The sequence below is a fragment of the Shewanella sairae genome, from assembly GCF_023283535.1.
Lineage (GTDB): Bacteria > Pseudomonadota > Gammaproteobacteria > Enterobacterales > Shewanellaceae > Shewanella > Shewanella sairae.
Genome location: NZ_JAKILT010000008.1, coordinates 1 through 22,212 on the forward strand (window position 1 = coordinate 1; position 22,212 = coordinate 22,212).

19 protein-coding genes and 3 tRNA genes are annotated in these 22,212 nt (G+C 41.5%); 10 read left to right on the forward strand and 12 right to left on the reverse strand.

The annotated features are described in order from the left end of the window. Position 1: 1 nt before the first annotated feature. From L2748_RS04690 to dnaQ, 5 genes are all read right to left on the reverse strand, one after another. A tRNA-Asp gene (locus tag L2748_RS04690) sits at positions 2-78 on the reverse strand. Between the two features lie 97 nt (positions 79-175). Beyond that, a tRNA-Asp gene (locus L2748_RS04695) sits at positions 176-252 on the reverse strand. 80 nt (positions 253-332) lie between these two features. Next, positions 333-409, reverse strand: a tRNA-Asp gene (locus L2748_RS04700). Positions 410-532: 123 nt separating this feature from the next. Beyond that, a complete protein-coding gene (locus L2748_RS04705; RefSeq protein WP_220780718.1) occupies positions 533-1,858 on the reverse strand; it encodes a TIGR03503 family protein in 1,326 nt (441 codons plus the stop codon). Positions 1,859-1,878: 20 nt separating this feature from the next. Further along, entirely contained in the window at positions 1,879-2,607 is a 729-nt protein-coding gene (gene dnaQ, locus L2748_RS04710; protein WP_220780719.1) for a DNA polymerase III subunit epsilon, read from the reverse strand. 73 nt (positions 2,608-2,680) lie between these two features. On the opposite strand from dnaQ, the gene rnhA reads away from it, so the two are divergent. Beyond that, on the forward strand, positions 2,681-3,166 hold the full coding sequence (rnhA, locus tag L2748_RS04715; RefSeq protein WP_220780720.1) for a ribonuclease HI: 486 nt from the start codon (positions 2,681-2,683) through the stop codon (positions 3,164-3,166). Between the two features lie 26 nt (positions 3,167-3,192). Here the strand turns inward: rnhA and L2748_RS04720 are convergent, their stop codons facing one another. Then, a complete protein-coding gene (locus tag L2748_RS04720; protein WP_220780721.1) occupies positions 3,193-4,089 on the reverse strand; it encodes a LysR substrate-binding domain-containing protein in 897 nt (298 codons plus the stop codon). An 8-nt stretch (positions 4,090-4,097) separates the two neighbouring features. Beyond that, positions 4,098-4,838: a class I SAM-dependent methyltransferase gene (locus L2748_RS04725; protein ID WP_246616132.1), complete on the reverse strand. Its 741-nt coding sequence runs from the start codon at positions 4,836-4,838 to the stop codon at positions 4,098-4,100. A gap of 138 nt (positions 4,839-4,976) precedes the next feature. Here L2748_RS04725 and gloB point away from each other — a divergent pair, with 138 nt between their 5' ends. Continuing rightward, the gene (gene gloB, locus L2748_RS04730) at positions 4,977-5,753 is read left to right on the forward strand and encodes a hydroxyacylglutathione hydrolase (RefSeq protein WP_220780723.1); all 777 of its coding nucleotides are present in this window, start codon (positions 4,977-4,979) and stop codon (positions 5,751-5,753) included. Between the two features lie 90 nt (positions 5,754-5,843). After that, entirely contained in the window at positions 5,844-7,403 is a 1,560-nt protein-coding gene (locus L2748_RS04735; RefSeq protein WP_220780724.1) for a lytic transglycosylase, read from the forward strand. Between the two features lie 73 nt (positions 7,404-7,476). Here L2748_RS04735 and L2748_RS04740 read toward each other — a convergent pair whose 3' ends face one another. From L2748_RS04740 to L2748_RS04750, 3 genes are read right to left on the reverse strand one after another with little or no spacing between them, the layout of a single operon-like run. After that, a complete protein-coding gene (locus tag L2748_RS04740; protein ID WP_220780725.1) occupies positions 7,477-8,061 on the reverse strand; it encodes a BsuPI-related putative proteinase inhibitor in 585 nt (194 codons plus the stop codon). Then, on the reverse strand, positions 8,062-9,894 hold the full coding sequence (locus L2748_RS04745) for an AsmA family protein (RefSeq protein WP_220780726.1): 1,833 nt from the start codon (positions 9,892-9,894) through the stop codon (positions 8,062-8,064). A gap of 46 nt (positions 9,895-9,940) precedes the next feature. Beyond that, a complete protein-coding gene (locus L2748_RS04750) occupies positions 9,941-10,438 on the reverse strand; it encodes a putative 4-hydroxy-4-methyl-2-oxoglutarate aldolase (protein ID WP_220780727.1) in 498 nt (165 codons plus the stop codon). A 432-nt stretch (positions 10,439-10,870) separates the two neighbouring features. Here L2748_RS04750 and L2748_RS04755 point away from each other — a divergent pair, with 432 nt between their 5' ends. Further along, on the forward strand, positions 10,871-11,188 hold the full coding sequence (locus L2748_RS04755; RefSeq protein WP_220780728.1) for a hypothetical protein: 318 nt from the start codon (positions 10,871-10,873) through the stop codon (positions 11,186-11,188). A 422-nt stretch (positions 11,189-11,610) separates the two neighbouring features. Here the strand turns inward: L2748_RS04755 and msrQ are convergent, their stop codons facing one another. Beyond that, complete coding sequence (gene msrQ / locus L2748_RS04760; RefSeq protein WP_220780865.1) at positions 11,611-12,279, reverse strand: protein-methionine-sulfoxide reductase heme-binding subunit MsrQ; 669 nt, start codon at positions 12,277-12,279, stop codon at positions 11,611-11,613. Between the two features lie 165 nt (positions 12,280-12,444). After that, a complete protein-coding gene (gene msrP / locus L2748_RS04765; protein ID WP_220780864.1) occupies positions 12,445-13,467 on the reverse strand; it encodes a protein-methionine-sulfoxide reductase catalytic subunit MsrP in 1,023 nt (340 codons plus the stop codon). Between the two features lie 215 nt (positions 13,468-13,682). On the opposite strand from msrP, the gene rmuC reads away from it, so the two are divergent. The 6 genes from rmuC to L2748_RS04795 all read left to right on the forward strand — a co-directional run bounded on the left by rmuC (position 13,683) and on the right by L2748_RS04795 (position 22,170). Continuing rightward, positions 13,683-15,176 carry a DNA recombination protein RmuC gene (rmuC, locus tag L2748_RS04770; RefSeq protein ID WP_220780863.1) on the forward strand — a complete coding sequence of 498 codons (1,494 nt, stop codon included), beginning with the start codon at positions 13,683-13,685 and terminating at the stop codon, positions 15,174-15,176. A 54-nt stretch (positions 15,177-15,230) separates the two neighbouring features. Next, positions 15,231-17,162 (forward strand): transglycosylase SLT domain-containing protein, encoded by a 1,932-nt coding sequence (locus tag L2748_RS04775; RefSeq protein ID WP_220780862.1) that lies wholly within the window; start codon positions 15,231-15,233, stop codon positions 17,160-17,162. A gap of 183 nt (positions 17,163-17,345) precedes the next feature. After that, positions 17,346-18,068, forward strand: coding sequence for an EAL domain-containing protein (locus L2748_RS04780; protein WP_220780861.1), 723 nt, complete (start codon positions 17,346-17,348; stop codon positions 18,066-18,068). Between the two features lie 79 nt (positions 18,069-18,147). Continuing rightward, a complete protein-coding gene (locus tag L2748_RS04785; protein ID WP_220780860.1) occupies positions 18,148-19,053 on the forward strand; it encodes an AAA family ATPase in 906 nt (301 codons plus the stop codon). 77 nt (positions 19,054-19,130) lie between these two features. Further along, a complete protein-coding gene (locus tag L2748_RS04790) occupies positions 19,131-20,135 on the forward strand; it encodes a DUF58 domain-containing protein (RefSeq protein ID WP_220780859.1) in 1,005 nt (334 codons plus the stop codon). Continuing rightward, positions 20,128-22,170, forward strand: a complete 2,043-nt coding sequence (locus L2748_RS04795; RefSeq protein ID WP_220780858.1) for a transglutaminase TgpA family protein — start codon at positions 20,128-20,130, stop codon at positions 22,168-22,170. The genes L2748_RS04790 and L2748_RS04795 overlap by 8 nt, the downstream gene beginning before the upstream one ends. Positions 22,171-22,212 lie beyond the last annotated feature (42 nt).

Sequence of the window (22,212 nt, forward strand, 5' to 3'; positions counted from 1 at the left end):
TTGGCGGAGCGGACGGGACTCGAACCCGCGACCCCCGGCGTGACAGGCCGGTATTCTAACCAACTGAACTACCGCTCCAAAACTTTTTTAAGAAACCATTATGTCGATTTCTAAAGTCATTGCTATGTCACTAACATGACTTACTACTAACTAAACAAGTTAGCTTTTACTAAATTGGCGGAGCGGACGGGACTCGAACCCGCGACCCCCGGCGTGACAGGCCGGTATTCTAACCAACTGAACTACCGCTCCAAAACTTTTTTAAATACCTTAAAAGGTATTTAGTGTTACCCGTTATGTCACTAACAAATAACTAAAATTTAGCACTTGATTGGCGGAGCGGACGGGACTCGAACCCGCGACCCCCGGCGTGACAGGCCGGTATTCTAACCAACTGAACTACCGCTCCACATCAAGTGCGGTGAATAATACGTAGAGTGAGGTAGTCCGTCAATAATTTTTTTTAACTCTCTGCACACCAAGCCAAAAAACAAACAATTTGGTGCAAAGTTAAACATTTCAAAGACTAAATCTACGTTTTTTGAGCTGAAGCTTCTTCATTATCTTCCGGCATTGTTAAATCAATTTGATCTAACTCCAGCAACATTTTCTCACGACGAACCTCTTTTTCCAGACGAGCTTCGGTAGCGGCTAATGCTTTTTTCAAGTTGCTACGTTTACGCAAGACTAATAAAACGACGATGCCGAACAAAATCAGCCCGCCGTTAATCGATAACATTAATAAAATCGCTTTGTCTTTAGCTTGTTGCTCTTGCTCTTTTGCAATCGCTTCCGCTCTTGCCGCCAGCTCTTCTGCTGTAGGTGGCGGCTCTGGCGGTTGTACAAGGTTGAAAAACAGATCCGGCAGACTTAACACTATTTCTCGACCATTGAGTGTTGTTGTCACTGCACTGAGTTTTAAGTCATAACTACCAAAATCGATAACTTTAGGTAAAGAAAACCTTGTATCAGCCCCATCAAATTGGCTAATGGTAATTGGAACCCGTTTTCCCGTCGGCCCTAAAATATTCGCTTCTAAATGAGTTTGATTTATTTTTACCTGCTCAGTATCTATTAATATCTGTAATGTCCACAGTCCTGAGTTTGGGTCTTCAGGTGTTAGTAGGTCTACTTTTATTGGCTGTGGAGATAATCTGAATTTCTGTTTATATTGGCGGTCGATAACCGCATTTTTTGCACTCACTTGTAGGGTGTAATCTCCCCAAGGCTGCTCTAAGTCAAGATCAGTAGTAAAAACACCATCGTCTGGACGCTCATCTAATGCCTCGCCATTATCTCGATAAGCACCAACGATAAACGTACCTGCAGCAAAGTTTTCATCCGCTGAATTGCTTTCGCTAATAAAACGAGCGGTCCAATTTATCATGAAATCGAGGCCTGGCAGTCGCACCTTTTGTTCGTCACCTAATAATCTGGCAGTAAGCTTTAAACGCTCTCCTTGAAATAAAGGCTGCGGAAATGGGTCAACGTCAATAGAAAGGCTGGTCACTTTATCAATCACCGAGCCTTCGACGACTTGACCAATTAATTGCCAAGGACCCGGCATCGGCTTTTTAATCGTAACCATGTCACCGGTTAGTCCCTCCATCCATGTTACCTTTTCTGGAGGATGACGATTAACGTACCATTTACTGCCGTCAGGTCTAACTATTATCACTGGCGCAGAGCCATATTCTCTATGGATAAGTAACGTCATTGAATCAACCATATGATCGATTCTAAAACGATTCTTTAACTCTGAAGCATGTTTAGAAAGCAATACATCAGCTACTGCTGCATGACTAAACACAAAGTAGCAGATGAAAAAAGCCGTAAAAATGTAAACTTTTCTAGTCATAGAGGGCTCTAAAAATGTGATTATCCGCGCCAGAGGCATTGTCCTGACTTGGCGACTAAATCTAATCGCTCTTCATGTCTAACCAATTCATCGGCCGAAGCGGCGATCACTTTAAGTTTTGTTCTATCAAGACTTAAACGCTGGATCCCCCCGCCCTCTTGACCGGCTTTTTCACTTGAAAGGTTAAATTTAGTTTGCCCACCGGTCATTAACAGGTAAACGTCTGCCAAAATCTCGGCATCGAGTAATGCGCCGTGAAGATCACGTGCAGAGTTATCAATACCGTAACGCTTACATAATGCATCCAGATTGTTTTTCTGACCTGGATGTAAATGCTTGGCGATGGCTAACGAGTCGAGGATCTGACAAATATCAGCCGTTTTTGGCCCAAGCGGCTGCAACATCGAAAATTCATGATCCATAAAACTAATATCGAAGTTAGCGTTATGAGCCACAATTTCTGCGCCATCAATAAACTCAATAAAGCTCTGCGCGACTTGATGAAACTTAGGTTTGTCAGCGACGAATTCATTGGTAATACCGTGAACCGCGATAGCTTCTTCATCAATCGGTTGCTGTGGATTAATATACTCATGGTAATGGCGACCGGTTAAGCGGCGGTTTACCACTTCGACACAACCAATTTCAATGATCCTATGGCCTAAATAAATCGGGCCGCTCGATTGGTTCATACCTGTGGTTTCGGTATCGAGAATAATTTGTCGCTTCGCGCTTGAAACAATATTCATATGAATTTTTACATTTCTCAGTTAAATTTTTTGGGTATACTCGCCCAGCAATTATAGCTATGGTAGCAACTTGATGACTGGACTGAAACAGATCTCTATCTATACCGACGGTTCTTGCCTCGGAAATCCTGGCCCTGGCGGTTATGGCATCGTTTTAAAGTACAAAAAGCAAACAAAAGAACTTGCTGACGGTTTTGTGCTCACAACAAATAACCGCATGGAGCTATTAGCGCCTATCGTCGCCCTTGAAACACTAAAGGTTCCTTGCCAAGTGATATTGACCAGTGATAGCCAATATATGCGTCAAGGCATAACACAGTGGATCCATGGCTGGAAACGCAAAGGCTGGATAACTTCAGCGAATCAGCCTGTCAAAAATGTTGATTTATGGAAGCGCTTAGACACTGTATCTCAGCGTCACCAAATAGATTGGCGCTGGGTAAAAGGCCATGCAGGCCACAGTGAAAATGAACGCTGTGACGATTTAGCTCGCCGGGCAGCTGAAGCTAAACCATCTCAAGAAGATAAAGGTTATTTAAGCCAGCTCCAACAAGCCTAGTCTTCCTATTCGCTAAGTAAATAAGATTAGCCCTCGGTATTCAAAAAGGTTTGGCAAAATTCTGTAAATGCCAAACCTATCGGAGTGAAATGACGACTTTTATGGTGAATACGATAAAACTTACGTTCTAACGCTAATCCCTCAACATGAATAACCGCCAATTCTTTTCGAATAAGTTCTTTTTCCAGTGTCAGCTCTGATAATACACCTAAACCAGCACCTTGCTTTACCGCCTGCTTTATCGCATCGGGTGTTGAAAACCTAAACTTTTCTTGCGGTTGCATATCAAGTGTATTAGCCGCATTAACAAAGCAATCTCGGGTACCTGAACCTTCTTCCCGCATGACCCAAGGCATATTATTTAATTCACTCGGCTGTACAACTTTGCCGGCAAGTGGATGTGCCGGATGGCAAAACACTAACAAGCGATCTTTATGCCAAGCCTCAACGGTTAAACGACTATCGAGACATTGGCCTTCAATAAAACCCATCTCGCTTCTAAACTCTAACACAGCATTAATCACTTTTTGGCTGTTATCAATATCAACATTAACCAAAGTATTGGTGTGTTGTTGACAAAAAGCCACTGCTGATCTGGCTAACAAATAGTTACCGATTGTAGAACTTGCACTGATATTTAAATCGCCACCTAACTCTGCGCCTGCCGGTGAGAAAGCATGTTCAATTTGATCGACCTTTTGCAATGCTTCAGTCGCTAAAGGTAAAAGTAAACTTCCCTGGGAGTTCAAACGCAAACGGTTACCAATACGTTCGAATAAACGCGCATCTAGCTGTTTTTCTAATTCTGATAAAGCCATTGATGCAGCAGGAGAAGATAAGTTAACCATTTCAGCAGCTTTAGCGACTTGCCCACTGCGGGCTACTGCTTCAAAAACCGCTAATTGTTTTAATGTTATACGCATCTGTTCTCTTAAAATTCATCTGATGACTTAGTCACGTGCCCTGCTCGACCAGCACTTGGCGCCGTAGACCAATTAGGTTGCTTTACTTTACGCTTAGCTTGGATCGGGGTTAATGGACTTTCTAATTTTTTAGCCACTAACACGTATAAGCTACCAGTACTGGGCAGCCAAGATTTAAGTGCATGGGACCAAATATTGTCGCTTTTTATTTCTGTTAGTAGATGATGATGAATCAAACGTTCATCAGCTACCACTTGGTAACCTAATAGCCCTAGCCAATCTTTAACCCTAGATGGCGTAAAAAAACGTCCATTCCAAGGTATTTCATTTTGATACTTGGGCAATACTTGCCCAACAAACATCGGACTCAATGGATTAAAACCCGCAATGATTAGGTGCCCACCAGAAACCAATACTCTATCAACCTCTCGCAACACGCGGTAAGGATCGGCTTCAAATTCTAAAATAAAATTCATGACAACTGCATCAATGCTGACATTTTGTATCGGTAGCTGATTTAGCTCACCTTGAATATGCGCTTCGACTTCAGAAAATAACGAATATTGGCGATTAACGCCTAGATGCGGTTTATCAAGCTTATGGCTTAACGGCCCCAAATTTAGCATGTAGTAACCAAAGATCCTCGGCCACCAATAAGTTAGAGCATTCTCTAAACTTTCTCGGATAACAGGTCCATTTGGAAGCTCTGACCAATGATAAGGCTTTAATGGTATTTCAGGCTGTGACAAATCAATCTCCGGTATCATTGATATCTTACTTTAATAACGAAAGCGGTATACAAGCAACAGCTTTGGTCAGTAAACTTGTTTAAGTGCTCAAATTAATTCATTAGAGCGGATATCGTTTAAAAAATAGAGAGTCTCGTTATGTTACATATCACTCCATTACCGGCGTTTAACGATAATTATATCTGGGCGCTGCAAACTGAGCAAAATTCCGGTGTTTATGTGGTTGATCCCGGTGACGCTCAAGTTGTTATCGACTATCTCAATGACATAAAACAACCGCTTTTAGGCATACTCATCACCCACCATCATCAAGACCATACCGGTGGTATAGCGCAATTGCTTAATCACTATGGCGCTCAAATCGCGGTTTATGGTCCCCAGGCTGAACATATTGCAGGCATTAATCAGCCTATAACCGACGAAACTGAAATCAAACTTCAAGGTACTGCACTTGCAGCTAAGGTACAACAGGTGCCAGGACATACCTTAGGTCACATTACTTATTTGATCGAAGATGTACTTTTTTGCGGAGATACCCTGTTTAGTGGCGGTTGTGGAAGATTGTTTGAAGGCACAGCTGAGCAAATGCATCAATCTTTGAGCCAATTAAGCTTACTTGCCGACAATACTCGGGTTTGCTGCGCCCATGAGTACACATTGGCCAATCTTAAATTCGCAAATACGGTTGAACCTAACAATCCAGTACTTGCTCAGTACATGCTAGATGCTACCGCTCTTAGAGCACAAAATAAGCCGACCTTACCCTCGTCAATTGCTCTAGAAAAAGCAATAAACCCATTCATTCGGGTTAATAGTACAGAAATTAGACAAAATTTAGCGGCCAAATTTCAACAACCTATCGAGAGTTCTGAGCAAAGCTTCGCACTTCTGCGCCATTGGAAAGACATTTTCTAAAAAATAATCTACAATAGCCCGCTATTCCAGCGCCACTAAGCCAGATATATTCTGGCTTTTTTGAGCCTAATTAGAGGACATACGTTTTAGATGCGCGTACCATTTTTATTTGTCGCAGGGGGCATTGCCCTGCTGACAGGTTGTCAAACTTTAGACAGCCAACAGACTTCTGAAGGGATCCCTGCTACACCAATAGCAGTTGAAAAAGTCACTATAGCGCCAACAGTTCCTGAAGTCGTAGAGACCGTAGAGATCACTGATATTTGGCAACGCATCCGTCTTGATATGCAGATGGAAGTACCCGATGAAAAACTTGTACGCCAATATCGCGACTGGTATATCAAACATCCGCAACATTTAGAGCGAGTCTCTGAACGTGCAACACCGTTTATGTTTCTCATTGTTGAAGAAATAGAAAAACGTAACTTACCAATCGAGCTCGCATTACTGCCTATAGTAGAAAGTGCGTTCGACCCATTTGCATACTCCCATGGAGCAGCTTCTGGACTATGGCAGTTTACTTCACCAATGGCGCGCCACTTCGGCCTCCAAATGAACTGGTGGTATGACGGACGACGTGATGTTCCGGCAGCAACAACTGCTGCTTTAGATATGCTTGAATATCTGCATGGCAAAACGGGACAAAACTGGTTATACGCGATTGCTGCTTATAACACAGGTGAAGGTCGAGTCATCAATGCAGCTAAGCGCAATAAGAAAAAAGGCATCTCTACTGATTTCTTTAGCCTTAATTTGCCAAGAGAAACCGAGCGTTATGTACCTCAATTACTGGCACTAGCCGATGTGATTAAAAATGCTGACAAGTACGGTATTAAGCTCACGCCGATTAGCAATAAGCCACAAATTGAAGTGATTAATATAGGTAGCCAAATTGATTTAGCGTTAGCGGCAGATATTGCCAATATGACGACGTCAGAGCTACATAAACTCAATCCTGGTTATAACCGCTGGGCAACCGCTCCGGACGGCCCTCATAAGCTGGTTTTACCTGTTAATAAGGCAGAAGCATTTAAAGTTGCCCTTAATAAAACAAATACGACAGAGCGCCTTAATTGGGAACGTTATCAAATTAAATCAGGTGACAACCTAGGTGCAATTGCAAAACGCTATAACACGACTATTTCAGCGTTAAAGTCTGTCAACGATATTAAGGGAAATACCATTGTTGCAGGTAAGTTTTTGCTTATTCCCGTATCAGCTAAGAACCTAGATGAATATCTATTATCAGCTGATCAGCGTTTAAGCCGCCAACAAAGTAAAGCGCGCGGTTCAAGCAAAATCACCTACAAAGTAAAGTCTGGTGACTCACTGTGGAAAATTGCTAGGCAACATAAAGTCAAAACAGCTCAAATCGCAAGCTGGAACAGCATGGCGCCAAAAGACCCGTTACAAATAGGCCAGAAACTGGTCATTTGGTCTGGCACTAAAACGAATCAGAAAGGGTTAACTGAAGTAATGCGAACCGTTAGCTATAAGGTTCGTAATGGCGACTCACTAGCGCGTATTGCAGGAAAGTTCAATGTTAGTGTAAACGATCTTGTTCGTTGGAATTCTCTTGAAAAGAGCAAATATATTCAACCAGGACAAATGTTGAAACTGTATGTCGACATGACAAAAGTCAGGGCATAACCGTTTTCAACAGCTTAAATAAAAGGCGACCACAAGGTCGCCTTTTTGCTATATATATTATTAATCAGTTCCGCTAATAATCGTAAACAACTTTAGCCATCGCTGGGCGTTGTGACTCCGTTGCTTGTCCAGCAAAAATTGCTGTTAGTCGATATCCTTTACCCAGTTTGTCTTCCATGTTCACAGGCAGCCTAAACTTCACATTTTGTGTTTTACCCGCAGGCATAACCACTTCTCTAATAGCTTGAGTAAACATCATCTCATTTGACCAAGCCCATAGCTTTTGCCCTTGAGGATCCATTAACCACAGATCTGCCGTCATTCCAGACCTAAACATCAGTGGAACGGCATAAGACTGAAGGTTCGTGTATTGTAAAGTCACATTTATCTTATCTGTTACGATAAGCTTCGCATCGAATAAAGGTGTCTTCACAGGCTTATCCTTTTCTTCAGACAAGTTGTTATCAAGTTTGCCGCTAGCAAGAAGCTTGGCTCTTTGCTCTTCACTTGCCTCAATTGATTGTATATGTGGCTTTGTAGTCAAATGTGCTTGCTCTGCAGGTTTTGGTAGTTCCTGCGTTTTACTCGCTTGAGCTTGCTGACCCGAGCAGCCCAATAAGCTCAAACCGATTAAAGGCAATAGTGGCTTTAATTGCATTTACGAGCCTCCCAGCTTCTTAAATAAGCTATCTTTTAACTTATTAGTTTCTTCCTTTAACTTAGAGTCCAACAAAGCTTTGGTATCTAACGCAAACTTTGGCTCAGACATAGTGCCGCTTATCGCGAATGGGATCTCTACGCCATGTAGTGCATCACGTTTATCACCACCCTGCCCCTCTAACGAGCCGACTACAGATGCAGTTAGTCTATAATCCAGCGCTTCGTTAATAATGTTGGCAGTACCCGCTCCTTTGAGTCGAATTAGCGGAGAAGCCATATCTAAATCAGGGTTACTCACTACGCCTTTGGCAATATTAAATGAACCAGTCATACTGGTAAAATCTGTTTTCTGCACAGTAGCACCAACGCCCGATGTCATATCACCGCCCATCTTAGCTTTGGCTTGCCTGATCATTTGTGGAATATTTACTCCATGGATAGCTCCGTCAGCAATCTCAAACTTTCCATTAGCAAGTAAATTTTTCTTTAAGTTATCAGGTATTAAGCTCTTACCTTTACCTGCTACGTTAAAGTTTGCTGTCCCATCTAACATATCAACTTCAGCCATATCAATTAGTAGGGCGCGAATATCGACTCCAGAAAGGCGTTTATCAAACTGATAAGAAGCGACTTTATTTCGGCCATCCACCTGAGCTGAAGCACTGATTTTTCCGCCGTATAAATCTGCAGATAACTGCTTCATATTGGCGATGCCCTCGTTCATCACAAGCTGCATCACCCAATTTTGCGTCTTAAGATTAGCCACCTTTACCGACTTAATACGCACATCAACATCTAGATTAACAGACTTCATAGGACGTAAATCCGGCTCAACAGCGACTGTTTTGTCGGCTTGAGGCTGCTGAGATTGTTCGGTCTGCTCACCCTCTTGCTTTGGCAACATGGTATCTAAATCAACATCACCGACTTCAAGTTTGGCAATCACGTTAGGGACTTTTTTGCCGTAAGCCACATTTAATGAGCCTGACGCTTCGATATTGGCTGCACTAAAACTTGATAAGACTAGACTTAGAGTTTGCTTTTCCAGCGCTACGACTAAAGATGTAGTTAAATCCGCTTGTAAACGACCATTTGGTAGCCCATCACCTGTCACTAAGTTGTCCACAACAAACTCATTAATGGTGATAGTTTTTAAGTCTTGAGCAACTTTAAGCTGGCCCTCACCTTGGCTTAGTACACTCATATCCGGCAATGTTGCAGTAAACTGATATTTAAGTGGCGCAAATTCACCGAGTTGGAAGCGTCCAAGTGTTAGCTCTTTTAAGGCAAAAACTTGCTCTGTTTGTGTCGTATTATCAATATTGGTAATTTTAGTATTTGTAATCGCAATACCGCCAATATCTAAACGTGCCAAACTGGCGCCACTAGGCTTGCTGCCTTCAGCTCCGCTCTGGCTTGATGGCTCTGCTTTTGCGTTATCACCCGCTAAACCATCAAAACTTGTGCGGCCATCTTTTTGGGTTTCTAACATCAGCGTTAATCCATCTAGATTAAGCTGTGAAATTTCTACTTCTTTTTTCAACAATGGCATTAAGGAGACTTCAGCTACAACTTGATTTACCGCAACCATAGAAGCGTTTTTAAACCCTTCAGGGTTTGATAACGTGATATTGCCTAACTTAATCCCTAATGTTGGAAAGAATGTCCATGATAGATCACTACCAATAGCAAGTTCTCTGCCCGTTTGCTCTTTAACTAAATCAACAATTTGTGGTTTAAAATCATTGGGGTCGAAAATAACGGTGACATAAACCACCAACGCGAGCACTAAGCCTAATATTGATATTAAAAACCATTTTAAAAATTTCATCGCAGATTCCATCTGTTATCACTAAGACGCTAATATAAAGCCATTATTATAAATTTAGCACAGATGTGTCGAGTGCTTCATTAGAAACTGCCACACCATTAGCATCAGCATAAATATACGAATGCGGAGAAATCGTCACGCCATATATTTCAACGGCAATATTTATCTCGCCGACACCTTTCTTTTCCGTCTTAATCGGGTTCGCTCCGATAGCTTGAATACCTAGAGCTATTGTCTTTAAAGTAGCAACGTCACGAACGCAGCCAAAAATAACAACTCCATGCCAGCCGTTCCGTGCAGCACTCTCAGCAATCATGTCACCCATTAGTGCACAATCCGTTGCTCCTTGCCCATCAACGACTAACACTTTACCAGTGCCATCTTGCGCTAATAGCTCCTTTACCTTCGAGTTATCTCGAAAGCACTTTACGGTAACAACCTGCCCACTAAAAAAATTTGCCCCGCCATAAGATTTGAACATTGGTGGTAACAAAGTAAGTTTATCGGCATAGTTATCAAATAAGTCGGGTAATAAATCTAGCATTTTGCCTCCTTGCACTGGTTACTTTGAGCTTGCGTTAACCTACATAAGTAAAGAGTGTAGACTTCAACTCTTAAATTTCTCAATTTACAAAAGTCTAGCGGTAAAGCTCCTTATAGAGCCTATGATAAATAAATTCTAGGCACTGAATATTGGCATAAAGTAAACGAACAGATTAACTAGAGTCAGTAGAGTAAAAACACAAACGGGTCATATTAACTCTCCTCTATAATGTTAATAGGAGAACGCCGCTGACATAGCGTCATGCTTCCAGCAAATACCTTTACCTAGATTGACACCTAAGACCAAGAAACCCAAGCGTTAACACTGAAATTACTTAATATTTATGCAATCTCTGCTTTGCTGGAGTTAAATTACAAACTATAATCTTCAAAAGCACCATTACAGCCCCTTTCCGTTTAGTCGCAGGTAACAATGAACAAAAATATGGAATTAGAAAGTGCTATCGCGGCACTAGACCAATATGGTTATGATAAAAAGCACTCAAGTGATCTTGAGCAAGCGCGTAATAAACAACAAATGTTGAATTATATTGACTCGTTAGACTTTAACCTACGACGTTTATTAATTTTACAAGAAGCGGTTAATGAACTTGTTGAAAATGAAAAGCGTCTGCTGTCTCAACAAGAAAGTATTCAAACTTATAAAACAAAAATTATTAACCTATCCCGTCAGTTTAATATCTCCTACGATGAAGTTGTTCAAATAATGAAACAGCAGGAAAATACCTAAAGTCATCGGGAGCTTCTATAGTAACAATAAGCGACAAAGAGCTTAGCTTAGTTAATCATTTAGCTGCAGTTAATATGCATAACAAGGCTAATTAGGTCGTTGATACTCAACGAAACAAGTCTGCTAAATAGGCCATGTACGGGTAGCTATATCGGCTAGCCTAAGCCAGTTATTGCTTAATATGAACAAGTCAACGCTTAAAAAACTTAGCCTATGGAAGGGCTAACGCCTCCCAAATGAATAATGTAGATCTAACAGGTAAAAAAAATAAACATCTATGATATTAACGAATATTGTAAATTTTAACTTACTATTTTCATTAGCTTTTCCTGACTTCACTTTCTGTTAGATAACTTTTTCCACTTATAGCTAGCCATAAATTTACTTTTATTTGTGCATAACCAATTCTTGAAAAAACAATTTCAACTAGAACGCTGCCGTGATTTATTATTTCGGTTAATGAAACTGAGCAAAGTTGAAGACATTTTCTTTACTGAAACTATCAATTTAATATTTTTTCTTACCCTATACCCAAGCAACAAAGCAAAAAACAAAATATATAAACTTGGCTCTATCACCTCTGATTTAACTGACCAGTAAAAATGTATTGGAACGAGTATTGCGATTAAATAAATCCAATTATGCAACTTCTGCCAGCTCTTACCCATCTTACGCATTACCCGCTTAAACGAGGTTAGCGCTAGTAAAAATAACAATATATAAGCAAATGCACCAACTAAAATATACGGCCGCTTCAGTACTTCTTCAAAGAAAAGCGACCATGCAAACAACAGGTCTAAACTGAAAAATGCCAACACATGTAGACTTGCGTATGCAAAAACATAGAGTCCAACTAACCGTCTTGTTTGCATTAATATTGACAGCCTAAAGCGCTTAGCGACAGGTGAGAGAAGCAACGTCGCGGCAAGTGCATTTAACGCCCCTATTCCGGTAAAATGAATAATATACTGTACCGGGTCGCCACCCGCATTATCAGTCACGACTTTAAGCACTAAATACACTATAGGCAGTATACCAATTAAGTGAAATAGCACTTTAAGCCAAAATAAAGAGCGGCGAGTTAACCCCATAGACGTCTCCAACTTCAAAGCATTTATATATTCTAAACAACTGATAAGCTTTATTATTTGATAAAGCTATCTTGTACTCGCAAGCTTAATAGAGTTATGAAGCTTTTAAAGTAAGCGTTAACATGACTTATATTAACGCTATTTTTATCCACCCCACTTACAAGGCTAATAGAATTTTCTTAAGTCCATGCCTTTGTAAAGATCTGCCACAAACTCAGCGTATCCATTAAAAGGTAACGTCGGGATCCTTTTTGCTGAGAAAAGCCCCCCTTGTGCAATACGGCGTTCAGAAGCCTGTGACCACCTAGGATGATCAACTTCTGGATTAACGTTGGCGTAAAAACCATACTCATTGGCAGCAAGTTGATTCCAAGAAGTCGGTGGCTGTTTGTCAGTTAAACGAATGCGCACAATAGATTTAATACTCTTAAAGCCATACTTCCAAGGTACGACCAAACGAATAGGTGCACCATTTTGTGGCGGCAAGGTCTTGCCATATAAGCCTACAGACATAAAAGTCAGGTCATTCATGGCTTCGGCTAATGTGAGTCCTTCAACATAGGGGTAATTAATCCCTCCACCGGCATAGCGACTTCTTTGGCCTGGCATCTGCTCTGGATCATAGAGGGTTTCAAACGCGACATATTTCGCTTTACTATTTACACCCACTTTTTTAAGTAAGCTTGCTAATGAAAAACCAACCCAGGGGATCACCATCGACCACGCCTCTACACATCTAAAGTTATAGGCACGCTCTTCTAGGGGGAAGAGTTTAAGCAAGTCGTCGTAATCTAAGGTCATAGGTTTATCAACTTCACCATCAATGACCAAGGTCCATGGCTGGACTTTCATGCCTTGTGCATTCTCAACAGGATCTGTCTTACTTGTACCAAACTCATAAAAGTTATTGTGAGAAATTATTTTTGATTCAGGCGTTAGCGCCCCATAAAGTAAATGATCATATTGTGCTTGCTTAGCAAATGGTAAAGGCTGGGTTAAAAAAGCCGCTTTTTTATCATCACTTGAAAAAAGGTCAAATACACCCGCATTCGCATGGGAAGAGAGCAATGCACTGGCACCAACAAACCCCATTTGCTTGAGTATACGTCGACGGTCTTGATAAACGTCTTCGGGCGTAATGTCACTCTCTTTGAACTTATCCCATGCAGCAGTTTTTTTTATATTCATTGCCCGCTTCCATCCTATTTAAGGTCAATATGTTGCTATTAACTAATCAGACCGACTAAAGTCGAAAAAGGTTTCACATTAGTTTTAATGTTACATTTCAATAACAGCTGACTATGTCTGCACCACTTGCTTTACTAATCTGTGGCTTATACTTGCAGTGTTTAAATCGCCATGCCACTCTAACGGTTCATTCATCATGTTAAGAGCCTTCTCACATGCCTTTAGATCTTGCATTCTCAACCGGACAAATCGTCATTATCTCTGCTATTGCCTTTCTTGCAATGTTAATTGGCGCATTATTTAATCAACGTAAGACTCGTGTTAAGTGGGAATACGTTCGAAGTCAATTATTGGATGAAATGGAACAAACCAAACTCGAGCTAAATAGTGAAATTCTAGAATTAAAAGAAAACATCCATCAAAAAGAACTGACCATAGACCAATATCAAGACAAACTCGAATTTCGGCTGGAACAGTTGGGTAAGGCGCAAGCCCAAGCCGAGCGATGTAAAGAGCTTGAACAAGCACTGACTGATAACCAACGTAAGCAAATGGAAACCCAGCTTGCGCTCTCTAAATCCAACGCGATGCAACAAACACTCGCTGCAAGCTATGACGCTAAAGAGCAAGCACTCAACGATAAAATCCAACTACTTGAAGACTCAGAGCAGCGTCTTAACGGTCAATTTGAAAACCTTGCAACTAAGATTTTTGAAGCCAGAAGTGAAAAGCTACAAAGCCAAAATAACCAGCAATTAGACAGTGTGTTAGCACCATTTAAGCAGCAAATCGAAGGTTTTAGAGCGCAAGTACAGGCATCTTATTCCCATGAACAAACTCAGCGTAGCGCATTAAAACATCAATTAGACTCATTAACTGAGCTTAACTTAAAGATGAGCCAAGATGCTGTTAACCTAACTAAAGCATTAAAAGGCGATAATAAACAACAAGGTAACTGGGGCGAAGTCATTCTTGAGCGAGTATTACAAGAAAGTGGTCTTCGAGAAGGTCATGAATACGACACCCAAACCGATCTTAAAAATGACAACGGCAAACGCTTTAAACCTGACGTAATCGTACATTTACCCGAAAACAAAGATGTCGTAATTGACGCAAAAATGTCACTTGTTGCCTACGAAAGATATTTCAATAGTGATGACGAAGCGATCCGCGCCCAAGCGATAAAAGAGCACATTATTTCTGTACGTAGCCATATTAAAGGCTTAAGTCAGAAGGATTACCAGAAGCTTCATGGGGTAAAAAGCTTAGATTATGTATTAATGTTTATTCCGCTAGAGCCTGCGTTTTTATTAGCGCTCGAACATGATCCTAGCTTAGTCAACTACGCACTAGAAAGTAACATCATGCTAGTGAGCCCAACCAACCTATTGGTGGCACTACGAACGATCAATAATATTTGGCGTTATGAGTACCAAAACCAAAACGCTCAGATGATTGCTAAACAAGCGGGAAGAATTTACGACAAGCTTTGTGGTTACTTAGATGACATGGAAAAACTTGGCAGAGCGCTTGAGTCAGCAGATAAGAACTTTTCTAATGCAATGAATAAGTTGTCTATAGGCAAAGGCAATGTGATCCGCCAAGCTCATCAAATGCAACAGTTAGGCGTCGAAACCAGTAAAAAACTAGACCCCCAACTTTTAGATAAAGCACTAAGCTTATCTGATGATGATTTTGCAAAAGCCTAAGCAAATCCGTCAAAAATGTACTCATAATAAGGATAGTTAAGAGGATTTTAATAAATGCACAAGCAGTTAAGTCGCATTTTTGTTGGTCTTTTTGCCCTCGTCGCGTCGGGGGCTGTGGCTGCGTCGTCATTGACTAAAGAGCAGCAATTGTACCTAGACGCAAGAAGCAAGCTCAATAAGCAGCACCTTAGTCAATATCACAGCATGCGCGAAAAGCTAGGTGATTATCCTTTAGCGATTTATTTAGATTTTCACAATAATATTGACAAGATCCTTAAGCTTTCAGGCAAACAAGCACAGCAACAACTCTATCAATTCCAAGGTAGTCCCCTATATAATACGGGGCGCTACCGTTATCTAAAGCGCAGTGGTAGCCAAAAACGCTGGAGCGACTTTCTCGAAATTAGCCCCAATAAACCCAATAATGTGGCGCTTCAATGCTACTTTTATCGTGCACAGCTACAAAAAGGTGATCAACAAGTCGCTTTCGATGGTGCTAAATCTCTGTGGCTCTATGGCCGTTCTCGCCCAAAAGAGTGTGATCCGCTGTTTAGAGAATGGCAAAAAGCCGGACATCGTACCCAAGAGCTAATTTGGTCTCGCATGTTGCTCAGCTTTGAGCAAGGTCAATATGGTTTGCTGTCATACTTATCAAGACAACTCACCACCAACAAAAATGATGCCAAACGGCTTTTAGCTGTCTATAAAGATCCCCGTCGCTTAAGACACAAATCAAAATACAGCGGCTCAGCAAAAATTAATGCCACCATTGTTGATCTCGGCTTGAGAAAGCTGGCCAAAAAAGATCTTAAACAAGCTGTAAAGCTCTTTGCTGCCTACCAAAAAGCAGATCGCTTTAGCGATTATCAAGGCCGCAAACTAAGTCGCTATTTAGTTAGGCGAACACTGATTTATCAAGTCATCGAGCTGCAAAGTTATGCCGATACCATTCTACCGCTACTTGATAGTGATGATTTAGTCGAAATGCGTTTACGCTGGGCCCTTCGTGATAATGACCAAGCGAATTTTGCTAAATTTTTACCTCAGCTTAGCGAGCAAAAACAAAATACCGCACGTTGGAAATATTGGCGTGCTGAGGTTTTGACGCGAGAAAACAGTAAGCAAAGCCAACAGCAGTCTCAAACGTTATTTAATGAATTACGTCTTGAGCGAAACTTTTACGGTTACCTTGCTGCGGCGAAACAAAAACAGCCTTTTCAGCTACAAAACCAAACCAGTCAAAGTATTAAAGACCTTAGGGAAACCCTCTTTGATGATAAAGGGCTTGCAAGAGTGCGTGAATTACTGGCTATTGACAAGCAATCAGACGCAAGAGCTGAATGGGTGATGCTGTTAAAGCGCCATAACCAAGCGATGCAAAAAGAGTATGGCGTTTATGCTGTTGAACAGAACTGGCATAGCCTTGGCGTACAAGCCAGTATCCAAGCCAAATTGTGGAATGACATGCAAATGCGATTCCCCTACGCAGCTCAAAGCGCTTTTAGCCAAGCGAGTAAAACCTATGCAGTTGATATTGATGAAATTCGGGCAATATCTCGTCGTGAAAGCGCCTATTTCCCGAATGCAACCTCTGGAGTTGGTGCTCGCGGTTATATGCAGCTTATGCCTGCAACCGCAAAGCAAACTGCTAAGAAGGCGAAACTGCCTTACCGCGGTATTAAAAGTTTGTACGATGAAAAACTCAATATTCAGCTCGGTAGCGCATATTACAGCGGGCTGCTAAAACAGTTCAAAAATAATAAAGTGCTAGCAACTGCATCTTACAATGCCGGACCTCACCGAATTAAGAGCTGGTTAAAGAAAAGTGATGGTCAGCTAGATGTTATTAGCTTTATTGAGTCTATCCCCTACCGTGAAACACGAGAGTATGTCCAAGCAGTACTGAGCTATAAGGTCATCTATCAGGTAAAACAAGACAAAAAAGCTGAATTACTCTCAGAGCGAGATATGCAATTTAAATACTAAGCTTACTATAAGCAGACACCTAAGTAGCTTTGAGTACCTATATTGCTATTAGTTAAGCTTATTGATGAATAATGCTAATTATTCATCAATAAGCGCTTATAAATAAGCCAAACGCACCTCAAGATACTCGTACGCACTCGAAAACATGTTAATGTAAATAATTCTCATTATTAAAATGAATTTATGTCGAATCATTTTCAATTGAAACTGGGCGCCGAATTTCAGCCTTTAGTATGCCCTCAATCGCTCACTGTATTTGGCTACGAAGCCCTATCACGCTTTTATACTCCTGAAGGTAGCACTATAGCACCCAATATCGTTTTCGAGCAGCTACACAAAAAGCAAGATTGGTTAGCGAAAGTTGAGCTTGAAGCTAAGAGGCTACAAATACAGCATGCGCCAGTTGATTATGCTTTGTATGTCAATATCGATCCTCATGCTGTAGAAACTCACAATAAAGAAATGCTTACACTACTAAAAAGCAGATCCAAACTTTGTGTGGAGATAATTGAAAACACTTGCATAAACGATGCAAAACTATCAGGGAAACTGATCCAGCAATTACTCAACGAACATATTGACGTAGCTCTTGATGATGTCGGTGCGCCACATTCCTTAGTATCGATAGAATTAATCAGCGCTGTAAGCTGCATAAAATTCGATAAGCATTGGTTAACAATGGCCGACCAACCTGAATACCAACACTTATTGGCTTCTCTAATTAACTTCGCTAAACAAACTCATAAAGTCACCATTTTGGAGGGTATTGAAACCGAGAAACAACTCGCATTCGCCACTCAAATAGGCGTTGATTTTGTTCAAGGCTTTCTGTTTAAATCACAATTTTTGCAGGTCAAAACCAGCACAACTATTGCGAACATTCTGCAACCGATACAAATCCCCTAAAAGCACTGGAAAGCAACTCAGATTTACACCATAGTGGGAAATGAAAGGATAATAATTAGAATATGGTCACAGGGCGTGTATGCAAAACATAAATATCGTATTACAACAACTAGAAACGGTACTACTTGGAAAGCAACAGCAAATAAAACTAGCACTGACTTGTATTTTAGCCCGAGGCCACTTACTCATAGAAGATCTTCCCGGCATGGGTAAAACAAGCCTTTCACAAGGGTTAGCACAGTCACTCGGCTTAAGTTATCAAAGGGTTCAGTTTACTAGTGACATGCTTCCGGCAGATATTCTTGGCGTATCGATATTTAATCAACAGCAATCACAGTTTACTTTTCATCCAGGGCCAATCTTTAATCAAATGGTGCTGGCAGACGAAATTAATCGTGCCAGCCCCAAAACCCAAAGTGCTTTATTAGAAGCCATGGCTGAACAGCAAATTACACTCGATGGTGTTACCTCGCCTCTTCCACAACCGTTTTTTGTGATTGCCACTCAAAACCCTACAGAGCAATCAGGCACGTTCCCATTGCCAGAGTCCCAACTAGACAGGTTTATGATGCGGATCTCCATTGGTTATCCCGATCCCACAGCAGAACTTAATATGCTAAAAGGATTAAAAAATGGCGAAAAACCCGCAGTGTTAAATGAATGTCTATCGGCATCGACATTACAAGAGCTACAATCTGAAGTCGACAATGTCAGTGCATCTGATGCACTCCTTCATTATATTTTGGCTTTAGTCAACGCTTCTAGAACTCAAAGTAATGGTGCTGGATTATCCCCAAGGGCTAGCAAAGCAATATTGCACGCAGCTAAAGCTTGGGCATTAATTAATGGTAGGCGATATCTTGTTCCAGAAGATGTCCAAGCAATCTTTCCTCATGTTGCAGAACACAGGCTAAGACAGTATTCACAGCAACAAGGTGAAGCCTTGTCAGCAGAAATACTCAATAAAGTGAACCCAATCTTGTAAATGATCAGAGTAAATAATTGCCTGATTAAGCTGCCTGTTGGAGCTGATACAATGTGTTATCCATGTGAAAAATAGCTATGCTGAATTCTCCTAAAAGCAAACGTACTTTAAAGCAAAAACTACATTTACGTTGGCAACAATGGCTTTCTCGTCGCCTGCCCGCTAATGAGCAGGTTACCCTAAATCATAGAAGCATTTTCATATTACCAACGCGTTTTGGTATGACGTGGCTAGTGCTGATTATTATTCTGTTTTTATTGGGCACCAATTACCAAAATAACCTGATAATGGGCCTTAGCTTTTTACTACTGAGTATTTTCAATACCTGTATTATTTACAGTTATAAAAATCTAGCGGGTTTAACGTTAACCAGCACTAAAGCCAACCATTGCTTTGCAAACCAGCCCATCTATTTCCCAATTAGGCTTTGCTCTAAAAGTAAAGCCTATGAACTCCAACTTAATTTCCCAAACCAGCCGTTAGAAGTGATTAAGACTGTCGCCGAGCAACCAGTTCAAGGCCTTATCACTTTTAGCCACTCCCACAGAGGAATAAATCGCCCCGGTAGGCTCAAAGTCGAAAGTCACTATCCGCTCGGTCTATGCAAAGCCTGGTCTCACGTCGATCTCGCCATCGAACAATTAGTGTTTGCGCAACCCATCGCAGATCCAAAACCGATAAAGCTCGCAACAAGCCAGCACGATGAGCAACATGATAGCGGTAAATATGTCTCAGGAGTGGATGAGTATAAAGGTTTACGTGACTACCAAGTTGGCGAGCCCTTAAAGCAAGTCGCGTGGAAGCAATGGGCCCAAGGTCGAGGCATGCTTTCAAAAGAGTTTGAGCAACCGCAGGGAGCGCCTATGTGGCTCTCTTTAGATAAAAACACATTCGATCCGGAATTAGCGATAAGCCATCTTGCTTGGCATACCGAACAGTTAAGTGAGAAAAAACAAATGTTTGGGGCCATTCTTGCAGGTAACACCATCGCTCCCTCCCATGGGGAGCAACATCGCATATCCATGCAAACACAGTTAGCGCTTTTACCTCAATTCAACAAGGCGAAATCAAGTCATGACTGACCAAGAACGCCAAAGCATTTCACGCCACACATTAATGTGGCTACTCATTACCAATATCGCCATATTGTCACCTCTTTATGAGCAAATCACACTCTGGTCATTAGCGATCTGTACTATTTGTATCTTCTGGCGCATTGGGATTTACTTAGGCAAAGTGGCCAAGCCACCTAAGTGGTTAGTCACCAGCCTAGCTGTTGCATCGGCGACCACATTAACCATGGTGGCGGGGAAAATTGGGCTACTGACCGCTTTGGTCAATTTACTCATTCTAGGCTACGCACTGAAATATATAGAGATGCGCAACCGCCGTGACGTGCGAGCAGTGGTACTCGTTGGCTACTTCCTTATCGCTTTTACCTTTCTTCAGCTGCAATCTTTAGCCTCAACGATGCATTTACTTATCGTCACCATCATCAATACCTGTGTGTTAATCAGCTTATATCATGATAAGGGGAGCTTTAAATATACCGCTAAGCTTGGCAGTAAAGTCGTACTGCAGAGCTTACCCTTAGCGATTATTTTATTTCTCGCTTTACCCCGATTACCACCACTTTGGAAAGTGCCGCCGCAAAATAAAGCGCAAACAGGTCTATCAGACAAAGTCAGTTTTGGTGACATTGGTGAGCTCACTCGCTCAAGTGCTTTAGCGTTTCGGGCAACATTTGATGCTAAGGCACCAAGCAATAACGAAATGTATTGGCGCGCAGTGGTTATGGAAGACTATAACGGTAAAGATTGGACCCAAAATGCGCGTATTATTGATACACAACAAAACGCTGCAACACCTAAAGACATCACCTTTAGTGCCAGTAACAATACGCCTTTAACTTATACCGTCATTGCTGAAACAAGCGGAAAACACTGGCTTTATGGATTAGATACAGCCACCAGCACAGATAGAGGAATACAACGTCTAGCTGACTATACGCTTTACGCTAATAGGCCTATTACTCAACGGCGCTTATACCGTGTAACGAGTGACGACAGTCAAGTAATGGATGCAACGCTGAGTACAAAAGAGCGCAAAATAAACCTGCAACTTCCCAGCAACAGTAACCCCAAGACTCTCGCACTTGCCAAGCAGTTTGCAGATAATTATTCAGCTGCCGATGCCAGACTCAATGCCATGATGAACTACTTCACCGAGCAACCCTATTTTTATACATTGAAACCGCCTCGAGTTGGAGAGCAGCAAATTGATGATTTTCTGCTCCATAATAGAGCAGGTTTTTGTGTACATTACGCCAGCGCATTTGCCTTTATGGCACGAGCTAGCGGGCTGCCAGCTCGGCTTGTTACCGGTTATCAAGGCGCAGAATTCAACCCAACTGCGGGTTATTACAGTATTTATCAATATATGGCTCATGCTTGGGTAGAAGTATGGCTTCCTCAGCGTGGTTGGGTGCGCTTTGATCCAACCGCCATGATAGCTCACCAGCGAGTAGAGCAAGGTTTTGACGCTTTTTTCGATCCTGATTCAACCTACTTGATGGATAACCCTTTTAGCGCTCTCGCTTATCGTGACAATGCCTTGTTTAATCAGATGCGGTTGCAACTTGCTAGCATTGATTACTTTTGGAGTGTTTGGGTATTAGACTTTGACAGCAACAAACAGCAAAGAGTACTAAAAAATATTTTAGGTGAAGTCAGCCAGACTAAGCTGACTATTTTTATCATTATAAGCCTACTTATTATTGGCCTAAGTATTGCCTACAGTGCAGGGTTAATTCAGTTTCATCGCTCAAGTGATAAACATCTCAATGCTTATTACTCCGTCTGTAAGATGTTACGTCTAAGGGGCTTACCAAGAGCTCACCACGAAGGTCCACAAGACTACAATATTCGCGTATCAAAAGCGTTTCCCATCATAGCCAAAGACTTTGACAAACTGACTCAATATTTCATTGCGGTTAAATATCAAAATTCGAGTTTGCAGGCTAAAAAACGCTATTCTCGATTACTTATCAAGCAATCAAGATGGTTAAAAATCAATATCCTAAAACAGAGATTGGCACTTGATAAAGCAAACACATAGAATGGATTAATCTGGCAGCCTAGCTGCCCATTCGACTGCATT